Origin of the sequence: Actinoplanes sp. M2I2 (assembly GCF_023544445.1) — a bacterium.
Lineage (GTDB): Bacteria > Actinomycetota > Actinomycetes > Mycobacteriales > Micromonosporaceae > Actinoplanes.
In genome coordinates this window covers 44,581-59,791 of the sequence record NZ_JALPVJ010000003.1, presented here as the reverse complement: position 1 = coordinate 59,791, position 15,211 = coordinate 44,581, and the positions used below count along the sequence as shown (strand labels likewise).

10 protein-coding genes are annotated in these 15,211 nt (G+C 71.7%); 6 read left to right on the top strand and 4 right to left on the bottom strand.

Annotated features, from left to right (window positions below; all coding sequences use genetic code 11):
- The first annotated feature begins 177 nt into the window (after positions 1 to 177).
- Positions 178 to 1,155 (top strand): GNAT family N-acetyltransferase, encoded by a 978-nt coding sequence (locus HJC40_RS07650; protein WP_249999553.1) that lies wholly within the window; start codon positions 178 to 180, stop codon positions 1,153 to 1,155.
- Here the strand turns inward: HJC40_RS07650 and HJC40_RS07645 are convergent.
- Together HJC40_RS07645 and HJC40_RS07640 are read right to left on the bottom strand one after the other, a co-directional pair.
- Positions 1,094 to 1,585 (bottom strand): hypothetical protein, encoded by a 492-nt coding sequence (locus HJC40_RS07645; RefSeq protein WP_249999551.1) that lies wholly within the window; start codon positions 1,583 to 1,585, stop codon positions 1,094 to 1,096. The two genes, HJC40_RS07650 and HJC40_RS07645, sit on opposite strands and share 62 nt — an antisense overlap.
- Positions 1,585 to 2,094, bottom strand: coding sequence for a GNAT family N-acetyltransferase (locus tag HJC40_RS07640; protein ID WP_249999549.1), 510 nt, complete (start codon positions 2,092 to 2,094; stop codon positions 1,585 to 1,587). The genes HJC40_RS07645 and HJC40_RS07640 overlap by 1 nt, the downstream gene beginning before the upstream one ends.
- Before the next feature lie 96 nt (positions 2,095 to 2,190).
- Here HJC40_RS07640 and HJC40_RS07635 point away from each other — a divergent pair, with 96 nt between their 5' ends.
- Together HJC40_RS07635 and groL are read left to right on the top strand one after the other, a co-directional pair.
- Positions 2,191 to 3,111, top strand: coding sequence for a hypothetical protein (locus HJC40_RS07635; protein ID WP_249999548.1), 921 nt, complete (start codon positions 2,191 to 2,193; stop codon positions 3,109 to 3,111).
- Between the two features lie 344 nt (positions 3,112 to 3,455).
- A complete protein-coding gene (gene groL / locus HJC40_RS07630) occupies positions 3,456 to 5,078 on the top strand; it encodes a chaperonin GroEL (RefSeq protein ID WP_249999546.1) in 1,623 nt (540 codons plus the stop codon).
- 57 nt (positions 5,079 to 5,135) lie between these two features.
- Here the strand turns inward: groL and HJC40_RS07625 are convergent, their stop codons facing one another.
- On the bottom strand, positions 5,136 to 10,433 hold the full coding sequence (locus tag HJC40_RS07625; RefSeq protein ID WP_249999544.1) for an Ig-like domain-containing protein: 5,298 nt from the start codon (positions 10,431 to 10,433) through the stop codon (positions 5,136 to 5,138).
- 182 nt (positions 10,434 to 10,615) lie between these two features.
- Between HJC40_RS07625 and HJC40_RS07620 the strand changes: the two genes are divergently transcribed.
- Complete coding sequence (locus tag HJC40_RS07620) at positions 10,616 to 12,412, top strand: glycerol-3-phosphate dehydrogenase/oxidase (RefSeq protein ID WP_249999541.1); 1,797 nt, start codon at positions 10,616 to 10,618, stop codon at positions 12,410 to 12,412.
- Positions 12,409 to 12,687, top strand: a complete 279-nt coding sequence (locus HJC40_RS07615) for a DUF4031 domain-containing protein (protein ID WP_249999539.1) — start codon at positions 12,409 to 12,411, stop codon at positions 12,685 to 12,687. The genes HJC40_RS07620 and HJC40_RS07615 overlap by 4 nt, the downstream gene beginning before the upstream one ends.
- An 86-nt stretch (positions 12,688 to 12,773) precedes the next feature.
- Here HJC40_RS07615 and HJC40_RS07610 read toward each other — a convergent pair whose 3' ends face one another.
- Complete coding sequence (locus HJC40_RS07610; RefSeq protein WP_249999537.1) at positions 12,774 to 13,406, bottom strand: metal-dependent phosphohydrolase; 633 nt, start codon at positions 13,404 to 13,406, stop codon at positions 12,774 to 12,776.
- 329 nt (positions 13,407 to 13,735) lie between these two features.
- Here HJC40_RS07610 and HJC40_RS07605 point away from each other — a divergent pair, with 329 nt between their 5' ends.
- Entirely contained in the window at positions 13,736 to 14,914 is a 1,179-nt protein-coding gene (locus tag HJC40_RS07605; protein ID WP_249999535.1) for an aromatic acid exporter family protein, read from the top strand.
- Positions 14,915 to 15,211: the final 297 nt, after the last annotated feature.

Sequence of the window (15,211 nt, the reverse complement as noted above, 5' to 3'; positions counted from 1 at the left end):
GCCCCTCACCTTCGAGCTTGGCGACAATCTCCGAGGGTGCCCAACGACCCAGTGCCGGAGGCGCTGTGCGTCCGTCCTCCCGACCACTTGCCGGCCCTCCAGGCCGGACTGAAGGTTGAACGAGCCGAGCTGGTAAATCGCTCGCGTTCATGGCCGTCACCGACGAGGGTGACGGCCATGACTGTATCGGTCGAGCCGCTAACGTCTCCCGACCTCGCCTATGACATCGCCAGCGTCGTGGCGCACCACGATTGTCCGGACCTCCCCTTCCAGAGCCGGAAGAATTACCGCGCGAAGTTCACCGATCCGCCACCCGGAGTGATGTTCGAGCGCTATCTGGGCCACCTCGACGGAAAGCCGGTCGGCTACCTCGACCTGTCGTTCCCGCAACTCGACAATCTGGACAATGTGGAACTTGACTTGCTGGTCCTGCCCGAGTGCCGCCGGCGTGGGGTGGGCCGGGCACTGTGGGAGGTCGCCGTCGAGCGCGCCCGGGTCAACAACCGCAAGCACCTGATGGCCGCGTCCGTCGACCGGCACCCCGACGGCGGCGCCTTCGCCGAGGCGGTCGGAGCCAAGGCCGGGCTGGCCGAGACGCGCAGCCGGCTCGACGTCACCGCGCTGGACGAGCCGCGGCTGGCCGAGCTGCGGGCCGACGCCCAGAAGCACGCCGGCGACTACCGGCTGCGGCGCTGGGTCGGCGTCCCGCCCGACGACATCATCGACGACGTGGCCTATCTGGAGAGCCGGCTGAACGCCGACGCTCCCACCGGCGACATGAACTGGGAGCCGGAGAAGATCGACGCCGACCGTCTGCGGAAGGACGAGGAGGCCCGGGAACGGCGTGGTCGCCGCAGCTTCCAGGCCGGCGCGACGATCGGCGACAAGCTGGTCGCCTGGACCTGGCTGATCTGCGAGGTCGACCAGCCGGTCCACGCCTGGCAGAACACCACGCTGGTCGACCCCGACCACCGCGGCCACCGGCTCGGCATGCTGGTCAAGCTGGACAACCTCGACAACATCCGCGAGCACCGGCCGCAGCTGGAGGCGATCGACACCTTCAACGCGTCGGAGAACGCCTACATGCTGAACATCAACCGCGCGATGGGCTTCCGGGCCGTCGACGCCTGGATCGAGTGGCAGAAGGACCTCTGAGCCGGCGCAGCAGCGGCCGCAACGGGAGGTCGGCCGGATAGCCGCCGGCCTCCAGCCCGGCCCTCTTCTCGAAGAAGTTGCGAGCGCCCCACGAGCCCGTCGTGGCGTAGGAGTAGCCGCACGCGGCCCAGTAGGCGGGCCAGAACAGCGGGCCGAGCACCGCGTACTGCCCGGCGTGCCGGTGCTCGTGGGCGAAGAGCTCGGCGCGCTGCTCGTCCAGCAGCCACTCGGCGCTGCGCCTGGTCAGGATGACCGAGCCGACGGTGAAGCACGACGCCGGCGGGACGGGCAGGCGATAGCCCTCGGCGATCAGCACGCCGTGCCGGCCGCGCCGGACGCGGGCCCGGGTGGCCAGGGCGATCAGCAGACCGGCGCCGGTGGTGCCGTTGAGCGCGGTGAGCAGGCCCCGGGTCACGTGTCGCACGGCCATCAGAGGCTCCGCCGCATCCGCAGCTCGGTGAGTGTCGGGATCACCGGGTGCGGCACGCGCTCGCCGGTGTCGGCGAAACCCAGCTTCTCGTACGCCCGGACGGCCCGGTCGTTGCCGACGACCACCTCGAGCAGGGCCCGCCGCCGGCCGGCCGACCGCGACCACTCGTGGACCGCCTCGATCAGCTCGGCCAGCACCTTGCCGCCGCGGTGGGCCGGGGTGACGTAGACCGCGAAGATCACCGTCTCGCCGGGGAAGCCGGGCGCGACCGTGCCGCCCGCGTGCCCGATCAGCCGCCCGCCGTCACCCGGGTCGGCCACGAAATGGGCCAGGGCGTCGCCGGTCGAGGCCTCGGCGATGCGCCGCCGGTAGGACGCGTGCGAGCGGGCGGCCGCGTCGGCCAGCGTCTCGAGGAACGCCAGCGGGCTGTCGGCCAGCATCTCGAGCCGTAACGCGCGCATCCGAGCCGCGTCCTGCGCCGTCAGCCGATGCACGTTCCAGCTCCCCATGTCGTCCTGACTACCCCGAACGGGTCGGTACGGCAAGCGGATCAGCCGGACCGGGTGGGGTGGCGGTCGGGGCCCCTGCTCAGGCAAGGTGTCCCGGTGGACCACGGCGAAGCGCGCATCTTCATGGTCGAGGCACCGGTGGTGGCCGCCGCCGATCCCTTCGACCCCGAGGGGCGCACCGCCGACCTCACGTTGTCGCGCGCCGCCGTTCCCCCGGATCCCGCGTGGTCCGACCCGCTCGTCGCCGGGCCCGGACAGGGTGCGTGGGCCCGGCGGTTCACCGCCCTGCTGGCCCGCAACGCCCTGGCCCTGCTGCCGCTGACGGCGCTGGCCGCGGTGCCGATGCACTTCTTCGTCGGCCGGCTCGACGAGGCCGTGGTGACCGCGCCCGCCCTGTCCGACCTGGCCAGCGGCCTCGGGCTGCTGCTGCTCCCGCTGATGTGGCTGGCCTATCTGGCCGTGTCCGCGCTGCCCCAGGTGCTCACGCTGGCCGGTGTGGTGGGCATCGCGGTGCCCCGCGCGGCCGGCAAGCTGCGCCCCCGGCCGGGTCGCGTCTGGTCGCTGGTGGCTCTGCGGCTGCGCTCGCTGTGGCTGTGGTTCGCCGGCTTCTCGGTGCTCACCGGGAGCCTGCCGCTGCTGCTCACCGAGGAGCAGTTCGGCCTGGCCGCGGCTGTCCCGCTCGCTCTGGTGCTCGGCGTGGTCTCGACCGGTGTGCTGACCTTCGGCGGCGTTCTCGGCTGTGTCGTGCTGATCGAGCGCGGCCCTGGGCGGCGCCGGGCCCTGCACCTGCTCACGCTCGTCCGGCCGATGGGCCTGATCGTCGCGGCGGCCGGGGTCACGGTGGTCCCCCGGGTGGTCGACGCGGTGTTCGGCGGGTTCGCCGCGACCGTGGCCGGTGTGCTGGCGGTTCAGCTGTGGGCGATCGCCGCGCTGGTGACCTACGCCCAGGCCCGCCGGGTGGAAAAGCCGGTGACCAGCCGATCATTGTTCGCCGAGCAGGCCGCCCCCGAGGAGTGAGGGTCTCCGTCGCCAGGCGGTTTCCTTGCACTCGCCCCCGGGGAGTGCTAAACAAGTCATTGGCACTCGCGACTGCTGAGTGCCAAGCAGGTCGGGACGGTGGGGTCTCGGTCGCGGCGCCGCCATCGGCGCCGGGGCACGGGGCCGGTCGTCGCGGGCTATCCGGCTCGACCTGAGGACGTCACATCGCCAGGTGGTGACGTCCGCAGAGTTCCGCGCAGTGTTTGTCGCAAAGCAGTGTTTGTCGCAAAGCAGTGTTTGTCTCAAGCAGTTTTGTTTCAACAACGTGCGGAGGGCGGGGCCACACGGCCCGGCACCTCGATTGTCCAGGAGGACACAGCCGTATGGCCAAGATCATCGCATTTGACGAGGAAGCTCGTCGCGGCCTCGAGAGCGGTATGAACCAGCTCGCCGACGCCGTCAAGGTGACGCTCGGCCCCAAGGGCCGCAACGTCGTGCTCGAGAAGAAGTGGGGCGCTCCCACCATCACCAACGATGGTGTGTCGATCGCCAAGGAGATCGAGCTCGAGGGCACCTTCGAGAAGATCGGCGCCGAGCTGGTCAAGGAGGTCGCGAAGAAGACCGACGACGTTGCCGGTGACGGCACGACGACGGCGACCGTCCTGGCCCAGGCGCTGGTCCGCGAGGGCCTGCGCAACGTCGCCGCCGGCGCCAACCCGATGGCCCTCAAGCGGGGCATCGAGGCAGCCGTGGCGAGCGTTTCCGAGGGCCTTCAGCAGCTCTCGAAGGACGTGGAGACCAAGGAGCAGATCGCTTCGACCGCCTCCATCTCCGCCGGTGACTCCACGGTCGGCGAGATCATCGCCGAGGCCATGGACAAGGTCGGCAAGGAAGGCGTCATCACCGTCGAGGAGAGCAACACCTTCGGTCTCGAGCTCGAGCTCACCGAGGGCATGCGCTTCGACAAGGGCTTCGTCTCGGCGTACTTCATGACCGACGCCGAGCGCATGGAGGCCGTCTTCGACGACCCCTACATCCTCATCGCCAACAGCAAGATCTCGGCGGTCAAGGACCTGCTCCCCGTGCTGGAGAAGGTCATGCAGGGCGGCAAGCCGCTCGTCATCATCGCCGAGGACGTCGAGGGCGAGGCCCTGGCCACCCTGGTCGTCAACAAGGTCCGCGGCACCTTCAAGTCGGTCGCCGTCAAGGCCCCCGGCTTCGGTGACCGTCGCAAGGCCATGCTCGAGGACATCGCCATCCTCACCGGTGGCGCGGTCATCAGCGAAGAGGTCGGCCTCAAGCTGGAGAACGCCGACCTGAGCCTGCTGGGCCAGGCCCGCAAGATCGTCATCACCAAGGACGAGACCACCGTCGTCGACGGCGCGGGCAACGCCGAGCAGATCCAGGGCCGGGTCAACCAGATCCGCGCCGAGATCGAGAAGTCGGACTCCGACTACGACCGCGAGAAGCTGCAGGAGCGCCTGGCCAAGCTGGCCGGCGGCGTTGCGGTCATCAAGGTCGGCGCGGCCACCGAGGTCGAGCTCAAGGAGCGCAAGCACCGCATCGAGGACGCCGTTCGCAACGCGAAGGCGGCCGTCGAGGAGGGCATCGTGCCCGGCGGTGGCGTCGCCCTGGTGCAGGCCGGCAAGTCCGCGTTCGACAAGCTCGACCTGGTCGGCGACGAGGCCACTGGCGCCAACATCGTCAAGGTCGCGCTCGACGCCCCGCTGCGTCAGATCGCCGTGAACGCCGGCCTCGAGGGTGGCGTCGTGGTCGAGAAGGTGCGCAACCTCGAAGCTGGTTGGGGCCTCAACGCCGCGACCGGCGAGTACGTCGACCTGCTGGCCGCGGGCATCATCGACCCGGCCAAGGTCACCCGCTCGGCGCTGCAGAACGCCGCGTCGATCGCCGCGCTGTTCCTCACCACCGAGGCCGTCGTGGCCGACAAGCCCGAGAAGAACCCGGCTCCGGCCGGCGCCCCGGGCGGCGGTGACATGGACTTCTAAGTCCAAGTCGTCAAAAAGGCGGGTCGCGTCAGCGACCCGCCTTTTTGCTGTCCGGAACTAGCCGCGGTGGCGGCCCGGGCGGTGGCGGCCGGGAGCGCTCAGGATCGGCACGCCGCCGGCCATCAGCAGGAACCCGCCGACCAGGACGGCGAGGCCGCCCGCGGCCACGACCGAGATCACGTTGAGGCCGGTCTTGGCCAGATTGTCGTCGCCGGTGGGCGCGGTGACCTCGTTCACGGTGATCGTGACGATCGCGGTGGCGGTGCCGCCGTGGCCGTCGCTGATCGTGTAGAGGAACGAGTCCACCCCGCCGGCGTAGGACTTGTACGGCGCGTAGGTGACCGTGCCGTCCGGGCTGAGCACCGCCTTGCCGTGCCGGGGTTTGCCGATCCCGATCACCTTGGGAGTGTCGGCGTCGGCGTCCTTGTCGTTCGCCAGCGGCGCGATAACCACCGAGTTGCCGGCGTCCACCGCGACGGTGTCGTTCCGGGCGACCGGCGCCGTGTTCAGGCCGGCCACCTTGATCGTGATCGTGCCCTGGGCGACGTTGCCGTCCGCGTCGACGACCTCGTACGTGAAGCTGTCCGTGCCGCTGAAGCCCTTCGCCGCCATGTACGTGACCGTGCCGTCGGCGTTCAGCTTGGCCGTGCCGTGCTGGGGCCGGCCGATCGAGCGGGCCGTGACCGGCACACCGTGCTCGTCGGTGGTGGGCAGATCGATCTTCACAGCCTTGCCGGGCCGGGCGGTCAGCGACTTGTCGGGCACGGTGGGCGGCGCACCGACGGTGATCGTGACGGTCGTGGTGAGGTGGTTGCCGTCGCCGTCGACGGCCGTGTAACTGAACGTGGCGACGCCGGTGAAGTCGGCCGGCGGCAGGTACCGCACCTGGTCGCCGACCAGGGTGGCGGTGCCGTGGTCCGGCTTGGTGACGCTCGTGAGCTTCAGGCTGTGGTCGGGATCGAGGTCGTTGGCCAGCACCGGCACGGTGGCGGGCTGGCGGTACGGCGTCCTCCGCTGGTCGGCCACCGCCACCGCGGCCCCGGAGCTGACCGTCACGGTGACGGTCGCCTGCGCGGTGCCGCCGTGCCCGTCGCTCACCGTGTAGGTGAACGTGTCGGTGCCGGCGTAGTCGGCAGGCGCGGTGTACCGGATCCGGCCGTCCACGATGGCCGCGGTGCCGCGCGTCGGGGTGCCCACGGCGGTGACCGTCAGCGTCTGGCCGGTGTTGGCGTCGGTGTCGTTCGACAGCACGTCCACGTCGACGTGCCGGCCGGCGAGCACCGCGGCCGCGTCGTCCGCGGCCACCGGGGCGGCGTCGTCCACGTCGACGGTCACCGTCCCGGTGCCGGTGTTGCCGGCCGCGTCCCGCACCACGTAGGTGAAGGTGTCGGCGCCGCTGAAGCCGGCCACCGGCTGGTAGCGGATCTTGCCGTCCACGACGATCGCCGTGCCGTGCCCCGGGGTGGTCACCGAGACCAGGGTCAGCGCGCCGCCCTCGGGGTCGGTGTCGTTGCCGACGACCGCGATGTCCACACCGGTGCCGGAGGCCGTCGAGGCAGTGTCCGCGGTCGCCGTGGGCGCCGCGTCGATGACGATGGTGACCGTGCCGGTGTCGGTGGCGCCCAGGTCGTCGGTGAGCACGTAGGTGAAGGTGTCCGTCCCCTCGGTGAGGGCGTACGGGCGGTAGGTCACGGCGCCGCCCACCCGGGTCACGGCGCCCTTGGCCGGCGCGCCCAGCGTGGCGATGCTCAGCGCCTGGCCGGTGTTCGGGTCCCGGTCGTTGGCCAGCAGGTCGAGGGTGGTGGTCAGGCCGGGCCGTACGGTGAACCGGTCGTCGACGGCGATCGGCGCGGCGTTGCGGACAGTGACCGTGACCAGCGCCGAGTCGGTGAGACCGGGTGCGTCGCGGATCGAGTAGGTGAAGGTGTCGGTGCCGAAGAAGCCGGCCCGCGGGGTGTAGGTGACGGACCCGTCGGCGGCGAGCGAGGCGCTGCCGTCGCCGGGCACGGTGATCGCGGTGACCTGCAGGGCGTCGCCGTTGAGGTCGGTGTCGTTGGTGGCGGGCGTGATGACCACAGCGGTGTCGGTGTCGGTGGTGATCGCGTCGTCGCGAGCGTTCGGCGCGGTGTTGACCACGCCGGCTGTCACGGTGCCACCGGCCGTGCCGCCCCGGCCGTCGTCGACCGTGTAGTGGAACGAGTCGGGGCCCAGATATCCGGCCGCCGGGGTATAGGTGATCTTGCCGTCCGCGGCGACGGCGGCCGTGCCATGGGCCGGCGCGACGTCGATCGTGACGGTCAGCCGGTCGTTGTTCGGGTCGCGGTCGTTGGCCAGCACGTCGATGGTCGCGACCGTGCCGGCCGGCACGGTGACCGAGTCGGGCTGGGCGACCGGCACGCCGTTGGTGACCACCACGGTGATCGTCCGGGTGTCGGTGCCGCCGTGCCCGTCGTCGACGGTGAAGTCGAAGGAATCGGTGCCCGACCAGCCCGCGGCGGGGGTGTAGGTCAGCGTGCCGTCGGCGTTGCGGACCAGGCTGCCGTGTGCCGGGCTGGTGAACCCGCCGACCGTCAGCGTGTCGCCGTTGGGGTCGTTCGAGCCGGCGAGCGCGTCGATGCGGATCGCGGTGTCGCAGGCCGTGTGCACGGAGTGGGCGGCGGCGGTGGGGGCGGCGTTGGCGACGGTCACGGTGACAGTCGCGGTGTCCGTGTCGGTGCCGTCGCTGACGACGTACGAGAAGGTGGCCTGACCGGAGAACCCGGCCGGTGCCTCGTAGGTGATCTTGCCGGCGACGATGGTGGCGGTGCCGTGGCCGGGCGACCCGACCGACGTGATCGTGAGGGCGTCGCCGTTGGGGTCGGTGTCGTTGCCCAGTACGTCGACCGTCACGCTGCCGCGGTAGGCCACGGCGGCCAGGTCGTCGGCGGCGTGCGGCTTGGCGTTGCCCACCGCGACCCGGATCTGACCGGTGCGCCGGGCGCCGAGGCTGTCCTCGACGACGTACGTGAAGGCGGCGGTGCCGGTGAACCCGGCCGCGGGGGTGTAGGAGACCACATCGCCGGTCAGGGTCGCGGCGCCCGCGCCGGCCTGCGGCTGGGTGATGGCGTCGACGTGCAGGGGGTTGTTGTTCGGGTCGGAGTCGTTGGCCAGCACGGGAATGTCGACCCGGGTGCCCGACGGCGTGGACCGGCTGTCGTCGACCGCCACCGGGGCGGCGTTCGCCGTGGTGGCGGTGACGGTGGCGGTGTCGCTGCCGCCGTGCCCGTCGGCCACGAAGTAACCGAACGAGTCGGTGCCGGTCCAGCCCAGGTCGGGCGTGTAGGTGATGGTGCCGTCGGACTCCACGACCGCGTTGCCGTGCGCCGGCGGGGTGCCGAGGATGACGGTGAGATCGGTGCGGGCGTCGTCGGGGTCGCTGTCGTTGGCGCGGACGTCGATCGAGACCGGGGACCCGTTCGTCGTGTTCGCGGTGTCGCCCGTCGCCTGCGGTGCCGAGTTGACGAGCAGCGTGGCCGAGGCGGTGTCGTTGGTCGGGACCGTGTCGGCGCCGGTGCCCGAGACCTTGACGGTGGCGACCGCGCCGGCGGCGGCGTTCGTGCCGACGGTGGCCGGGATCGTGAACGTGGCCTGGCTGCCGGCCAGCAGGGCGCCGGCCGGGCAGGTCACGATCGAGCCGGCGAGCGAGCAGCCCGGCGGGAGCGCGCCGGCGGTGATGCCGGTCGGCAGCGTCAGCTCGGCCTTGGCCGCGGGCTCCAGGTCGGTGCCGTTGTTGGTGACCACAACGGTGTAGGTGACGCTGTTGGGCGAGCTCAGGCGCTGCACGACGGTCGGTGAGACGCTGAGCGTGGCTGAGAGGTCGGCCTTCGGCTGCTGGACGGTCAGGGCGTTGGTCGCCGGGGTGCCGTTGACGGCCATCTTGGTGAACTCGGCGGTGTAGGCGGTGCCGGCCAGGTTGGTGATCGTGTAGCCGGCCGGGGTGTCCACGTCGACCTTGACCCGGAAGGTGACGTAGCTGGTCTCGTTGTGGGCCAGCGAGCCGCCCGCCGTGCCGCTGGGCGTCGATCCGACGCCGAACGTGGCGGTGCTGCCGGCGAACTGGGCGGTGTCGTCACCGGCCGCGTCGGTCCTGGCGGCGCCCTCGACCTTCAGCGTGCCAGGGATGTACGTGGTGTGCGTCGGGATGGCGTTGCTGACGACGGTCTTCAGCGCGACGTCGGTGCCGTCGTTCCGTACGGCGATCTTGTACTCGATGACGTCACCGGGCAGCAGGTCGCCGCCGTCGACATCCGAGCCGGTCACCGTCGACACCACGTCGGGGGCGAACAGGTCGGTGGTGAAGGTGACCACGCCGGGGTAGAACGTCTCGCCGCCGGTGGTCAGCTTGAGGTTGGCCGAGGTCCGGCTGTTGGCCAGCTTGCCGCTCGCGTCGAACTGGTCGATGTCGACGCCCATGAGGTTCTTGACGTCCGGGGAGCGCCCGCTGGTGATCAACTGGCTGGCGTCGCTCACCGTGCTGTTGAAGAAGTTGGTCGGCGGGTTGGTGCTGTCCGACATCTGCGTGCCGTCGAGCTCCAGGGTGTCGCCGGTCAGGCCGAGGTCACCCTCGTAGACGACGGTGCCGATGCGGGCGTGCACGGTGCCGTTCTGCGGGGTCTGGAAGCCAGTGACCGGGATGATCACGCTGGTGTCGCTGCTGCTGACCACGCCGAAGCCGTCGAAGATCCGCAGGCTGTGCATCGGCTCGGCCGCGTTCTGATAGGCGATCGCCAGAGCCCACCCGGCGTACCGGTCCTTGCCGGTGCCGGCCTGGATGTCGGCCACGCCGTAGACGCCGTTGCCCGCGCCCGAGACCAGCGCGGTCACGTCGGCGAAGCCCTGATAGGCCGAGTTGGTGCCGTTCGTGAAGATGGTCGAGCTAGCCACCGGCTGCCAGGTGGCCACCGGCGTACGGAATTTGACCGTGCCCTTGTCGGCCGGGCTCCGGGCCGCGACGCCGCTCGCGCCGGCCGAGGTGTCGGCACTCCAGTACAGGCCGGCGAAGAGGACCCTGCTGCCGGCCGGGAGGCCGATGGTCGCCGTGCTGTCGTTGAAGGTCGACGCGTCGTTGTCCGGGTTGGCGTACTCCATGACGTAGTTGTTGTTGTTCACTGTGCCGCTGTTGCCGGTGGCCACGCCGTTCTGACCGTCGCCACAGCCCGCCGCCGAGGCCGGGCAGACCATGTTGGTGTTGCCGCGCAGCACGATCGAGCCGTTGACGTTGGCCTCGAAACGGGAAGTGAAGTCGGTCGTGAGGGCCGCGTCCGCCCGGTTGCCGAGCAGGGTGATCGTCGCCGTCAGCGCGACCGCGGTCACCACCACCAGAACCAGTGCTCGATAAGCTTTGGACCGCAGAACGGCACCGTGCATGGACATCCCCGTCTCGCGCCGACACCCGGACTCCAGTGGTCCGGGACTATCGACGCTAGGGACGGCGAAGTGCGGAACGGTTGCGGCAGCGAGCGACTTGGGGAGCGGCGCGGGGAGCTAACCTGGGACAGGTGCGCGAACCCATGGTCTCTCGTTACACCGCCGGCCGGCTCTCCCCGATCCGTCGCCTGGCCGACCTTCGGCGCCTGCAGGACGAGCAGTTCGACGTGCTGGTCGTCGGCGGCGGGGTCACCGGCGCCGGCGCCGCTCTCGACGCGGCCTCCCGCGGCCTCAAGGTGGCCCTGGTCGAGGCCCGCGACCTCGCGGCCGGCACGTCGAGCCGCTCCAGCAAGCTGATCCACGGCGGCCTGCGCTACCTCGAGCAACTCGAGTTGCACCTGGTGCACGAGGCCCTCACCGAGCGCGGCCTGCTCTCCACCCGGCTGGCGCCCCATCTCGTACGCCCGGTGCCGATCCTGGTGCCCCTGCCGGCCGGCAACCCGGCCGCCCGGGTGGCCCGCCGCGCCTACTACGGGCTCGGCGTCGCGGCGTACGACGTGTTCGCCGGCGTCTTCGGCCCCGGCCGGGGCATGCCGCTGCACCGCCACCTCACCCGCGACGGCGCCCGCCACCTGTTCCCGAGCCTGCGGGCCGAAGCCGTCAGCGGGGCGATCCGCTACTACGACGGGCAGGTCGACGACGCCCGCCTGGTGGTCAACCTGGCCCGTACGGCGGCCAGCCTGGGCGCGGCCGTGGTCACCAGCGCCCGCGTGGTCGGCTTCGTGCGCGAGGCCCGCGAGGTCGTCGGCGTCCGGGTCCGCGACCTGGAGTCGCCCGGCTCCCCGGAGTTCGAGGTCCGCGCGCGCACGGTGGTCGCGGCCACCGGCGTGTGGAGCGACGACATGTCGCAGATGCTGCGTGACGTCGGCGTCCGCCCCGGCCTGCGGGTGCGCGCGTCCAAGGGCGTCCACCTCGTGGTGCCCCGCTCGGCGATCACCGGCGAGGCCGGGCTCATCCTGCGCACGCCCACCTCGGTGCTGTTCGTCATCCCGTGGGGCGGTCACTGGATCATCGGCACCACCGACACCGACTGGAAGCTCGACCGGTCCCACCCGGCGGCGTCCGCGCGCGACATCCGATACCTGCTCGACCAGGTCAACGAGGTGCTCGACCGGCCGCTCACCGTCGACGACATCGAGGGCGTGTACGCCGGGCTGCGGCCGCTGCTCTCGGGTGAGGCCGACTCCACGTCCAAGCTGTCGCGGGAACACGCGGTGGTCGAGCCGATGCTCGGGCTGCTGCTGGTGGCCGGGGGCAAGTACACGACCTACCGGGTGATGGCGGCCGACGTCATCGACCGCGCGGTGCGCCGGCTCGGGGTGGACCGCCCGTCCCGTACGGCGGAGTTGCCGCTGCTGGGCGCCGACGGTTACGCCGCCGCGTGGCGGGACAGGCAGGACACGGCCCGGCGCCACGGCATCACCACCGGGGTGATCGAGCATCTCCTCGAGCGGTACGGCACGCTGTCCGTCCACCTGCTGGCGATGATCAAGGCGGATCCGGCTCTGGCCACCCCGCTGGCCGGGGCTCCGGAGTATCTTGCGGCCGAGGTGGCGTACGCGGCTCTGGCCGAAGGCGCCCTTCACCTGGACGACGTGCTGACCCGGCGCCTGCGCATCTCGATCGAGACGGCGCACCGGGGCAGCGATTCGGTGATCCACGCGGCCGAGGTGATGGGCGAGGCGCTGGGCTGGGACAGGGCGGTGCGCGAGCGCGAGATCGAGCACTACGTGGCCCGGGTGACCGCCGAGCGGCAGAGCCAGACGATGGACGACGACGTCGCCGCCGACGCGGCCCGGCTGGGCGCGCCGGACGTCCGGGGGTACGCCGCCGACCGCGGGATCGACCTGCTGCAAGTCGACCTTTGATCCTCGTCGACGAGCCGCTCTGGCCGGCGCGGGGACGGCTCTGGTCGCATCTGGTCAGCGACCTGAGCTACGACGAGCTGCACGTCTTCGCCGAGATGCTGGGCGCCCCGCGCCGCGCCTTCGACCGGGACCACTACGACATCCCGGACATGCGTTTCCGGAGTGCGCTGTGGCTGGGCGCGGTGCTGCTGCCGTCCCGCGAGCTGGCGGCCCGCTTACGAACGGCCGGGCTGCGGCGTCCCAAGCACCTCAACCGGCCGTCGCGGCGTCCCTGAATTTCCTCAGCCGGGCGCCGCGGGGTCCTTGAGCGTTCTCAGCGCCGTCGTGGCGTTCAGCCGGCCGTTGCGGCGGGCCTGAGCCCTCAGGCGTTCAGTTCGCGTTCCAGGTTGGCGCGGGCCTTCGACTCCCACCGCTCGCGCAGCGGCTCGAGGCGGTAGATCGACGGCAGCTCGAGCAGGGCCTTGAGCACCTGGGCGCGGCCGGCCTGGAAGTCCTCGTCGGGCACGTGGGCGTACTCCCGGCGGATGGCCGCGGTGTAGGCCGCGTACGCCTCGTCGTCCCCCGCCAGCACGGCCAGGTCGGCGTCGCAGAGCAGCTCGCCATCCGGATCGTTCTCGCCGGTGGCGTGCCCCGCGGTCAGGCCGACCAGACGCGCCACCTCGGCCGCGGTCTCGTCCGGCACCCCCAGCGTGGCCAGCAGGACCTCGGCGAACTCGGCGCTGTCCCGCTCGTTGGCATCCCCGAGAGCCCGCGGGTCATAGACAGCGTCATGCATCCACGCGGCGAGCCGCACGCGCTCCGGATGCGGCGCCAGCCCGGCGAACCGATCGACCACATCGAGCACGGCGCTCAGGTGCACGACGGTGTGGTACTGCCGTTGCGGCTCCGACCACCGCCCGATCAGATAGCCGGCGGCAGCGTCGAGATCCGCGTCGGCCGCCGTGGCCCCAGCCGCCCGAACAGCCTCCCGGAACCGCCCCACAAGATTGTCCACCCCCCAATCCTGACACCGAGCCCCACCCGGCCCAGCGCCGAGTCCGCCTCACCTCGCCCTGCCTGCCTCGCCCTGCCCTCGCTCTGCCGTGCCCTGCGTCGTCCTGCCCCGCCTCTACGACTCCTAGCCAGCCCACCCGCCCGGGGGTGGGGAGAGATTACGCGTTTGTCCAGCCGGAGAAACCACTTGTCCACAGGGCTGTGGACAACGCCTTCATGATCGACTGTCGCGGGCAGCTCGACGGCACAGGGAACGCGCCGGCGTGCCGCTCGACGGCGAAGGGACGCGCTTCGACCTGCCGCCCGAGTCAGGCTTTAGGGTCTGAGGTCATGACCGAGGTCGCACCGCAGGGGCGGATCGCGCGGATGGGCGCCCGGGCGAGAACCGGTATGCGCCGGGGCCTGCGGCGGGCGCGCTACGGGCTGGCGCTGGCGATCCAGGCCGGCCTGGCCGCGGGCCTCGCCTGGTTCCTGGCTCACGACGTGATCGGGCGGCCCTCGCCGTTCTTCGCGCCGATCGCCGCCGTGATCACGCTGGCCTCGTCGGTCGGGCAGCGGGTGCGCCGCACGGCCGAACTGGTGCTCGGCGTGGCCATCGGCATCGGCATCGGGGACGCGCTCATCCTGCTCATCGGCAGCGGGCCCTGGCAGATCGGGCTGATCGTGCTGCTCGCCGTCGTCATCGCCACGGCGGTCGGCGGGGGAACGCCGCTGGTCGTGCAGTCCGCCTCCTCGGCGGTGCTGGTCGCCACGCTGACGTCGAGCACGGGACTGCCCTGGACGAGGTTCCTCGACGCCCTGGTCGGCGGTGGTGTGGGGCTGGCCGTGATGACGTTCCTGCTGCCGCTCAACCCGCTCAACGTCGTGCGCCGGGCCGCCGACCCCGCCCTGCGCGCGCTGGCCGGCGGGCTGCATCGGGTCGGCATCGGGATGGCCGAGCGCAACCGCACCACGATCGGGGACGCGCTGATCCACCTGCGGGCGGCCGAGACGACGTTCGCCGCGTTCTCGTCGGCGGTCACGGCCGCGCGGGAGAACGTCGCCTTCGCGCCGGCCCGGTGGCGGAGCCGGGGAGCGCTCGCTCTCTACGTCGACGGTGCCGACCACATCACGTACGCCCTGAGGAACTGCCGGGTGATGAGCCGACGGGCCGACACCGCGCTAGGCGACGACGAGCCCATCCCCGAGGTGCTGGCCGTCTCGGTGGGACTGCTCGGCGACGCGGTCGACCTGCTGCGCCAGGAGTGGGCCAAGGGCGTCGAGCCGCTCGCGGCCCGGGAGCGGGCGCTGCGGGCGGCGGCGGAGTGCGGCCAGGCGTACGAGGAGGGCGTCGGCTTCTCGGGCGGTGTGATCGTCGCCCAGATCCGCACGGCCGCCACCGACATCCTGCGCGCCAGCGGCGTCGACTACGCCGAGGCGCCGCGTCTGGTCCGCCGGGCGGTCGGCCGTTCCCACTCGAGCCGCCGCAAGCCGGCCCCCCGGTCGGGCCTGAGCCGCCCTCCGGCCTGAGCCGCGCACCGGCTTGAGGTGCCCACCGGCTTGAGGTGCCCACCGGGTTGAGCTGCTCACCGGGTTGAGCTGCTCACCGGGCCTGAGCTGCTCACCGGGCCTGAGCTGCCCGCCGGGCCTTGAGCCGCCCACCGGGCCTGAGCTGCCTACCGGCCTTGAGCTGCCCACCGGGCCTGAGCTGCCCACCGGGCCTGAGCTGCCCACCGGGTTGAGCCGGCTGCCGGCGTGAGCCGCCCTCCGGCCTGAGCCGGCCGCCAAGATTCTGGTGCGCCCCGGTTCGCCTATTGCTGGGGCGGG

What these genes read in the sequence shown, in the direction of transcription:
- groL (WP_249999546.1), top strand. Translation starts at nt 3,456, where the DNA reads ATGGCCAAGATCATCGCATTTGACGAGGAAGCTCGTCGCGGCCTCGAG.
- HJC40_RS07605 (WP_249999535.1), top strand. Translation starts at nt 13,736, where the DNA reads ATGACCGAGGTCGCACCGCAGGGGCGGATCGCGCGGATGGGCGCCCGG.
- HJC40_RS07640 (WP_249999549.1), bottom strand. Translation starts at nt 2,094, where the DNA reads ATGGGGAGCTGGAACGTGCATCGGCTGACGGCGCAGGACGCGGCTCGG.
- HJC40_RS07645 (WP_249999551.1), bottom strand. Translation starts at nt 1,585, where the DNA reads ATGGCCGTGCGACACGTGACCCGGGGCCTGCTCACCGCGCTCAACGGC.
- HJC40_RS07650 (WP_249999553.1), top strand. Translation starts at nt 178, where the DNA reads ATGACTGTATCGGTCGAGCCGCTAACGTCTCCCGACCTCGCCTATGAC.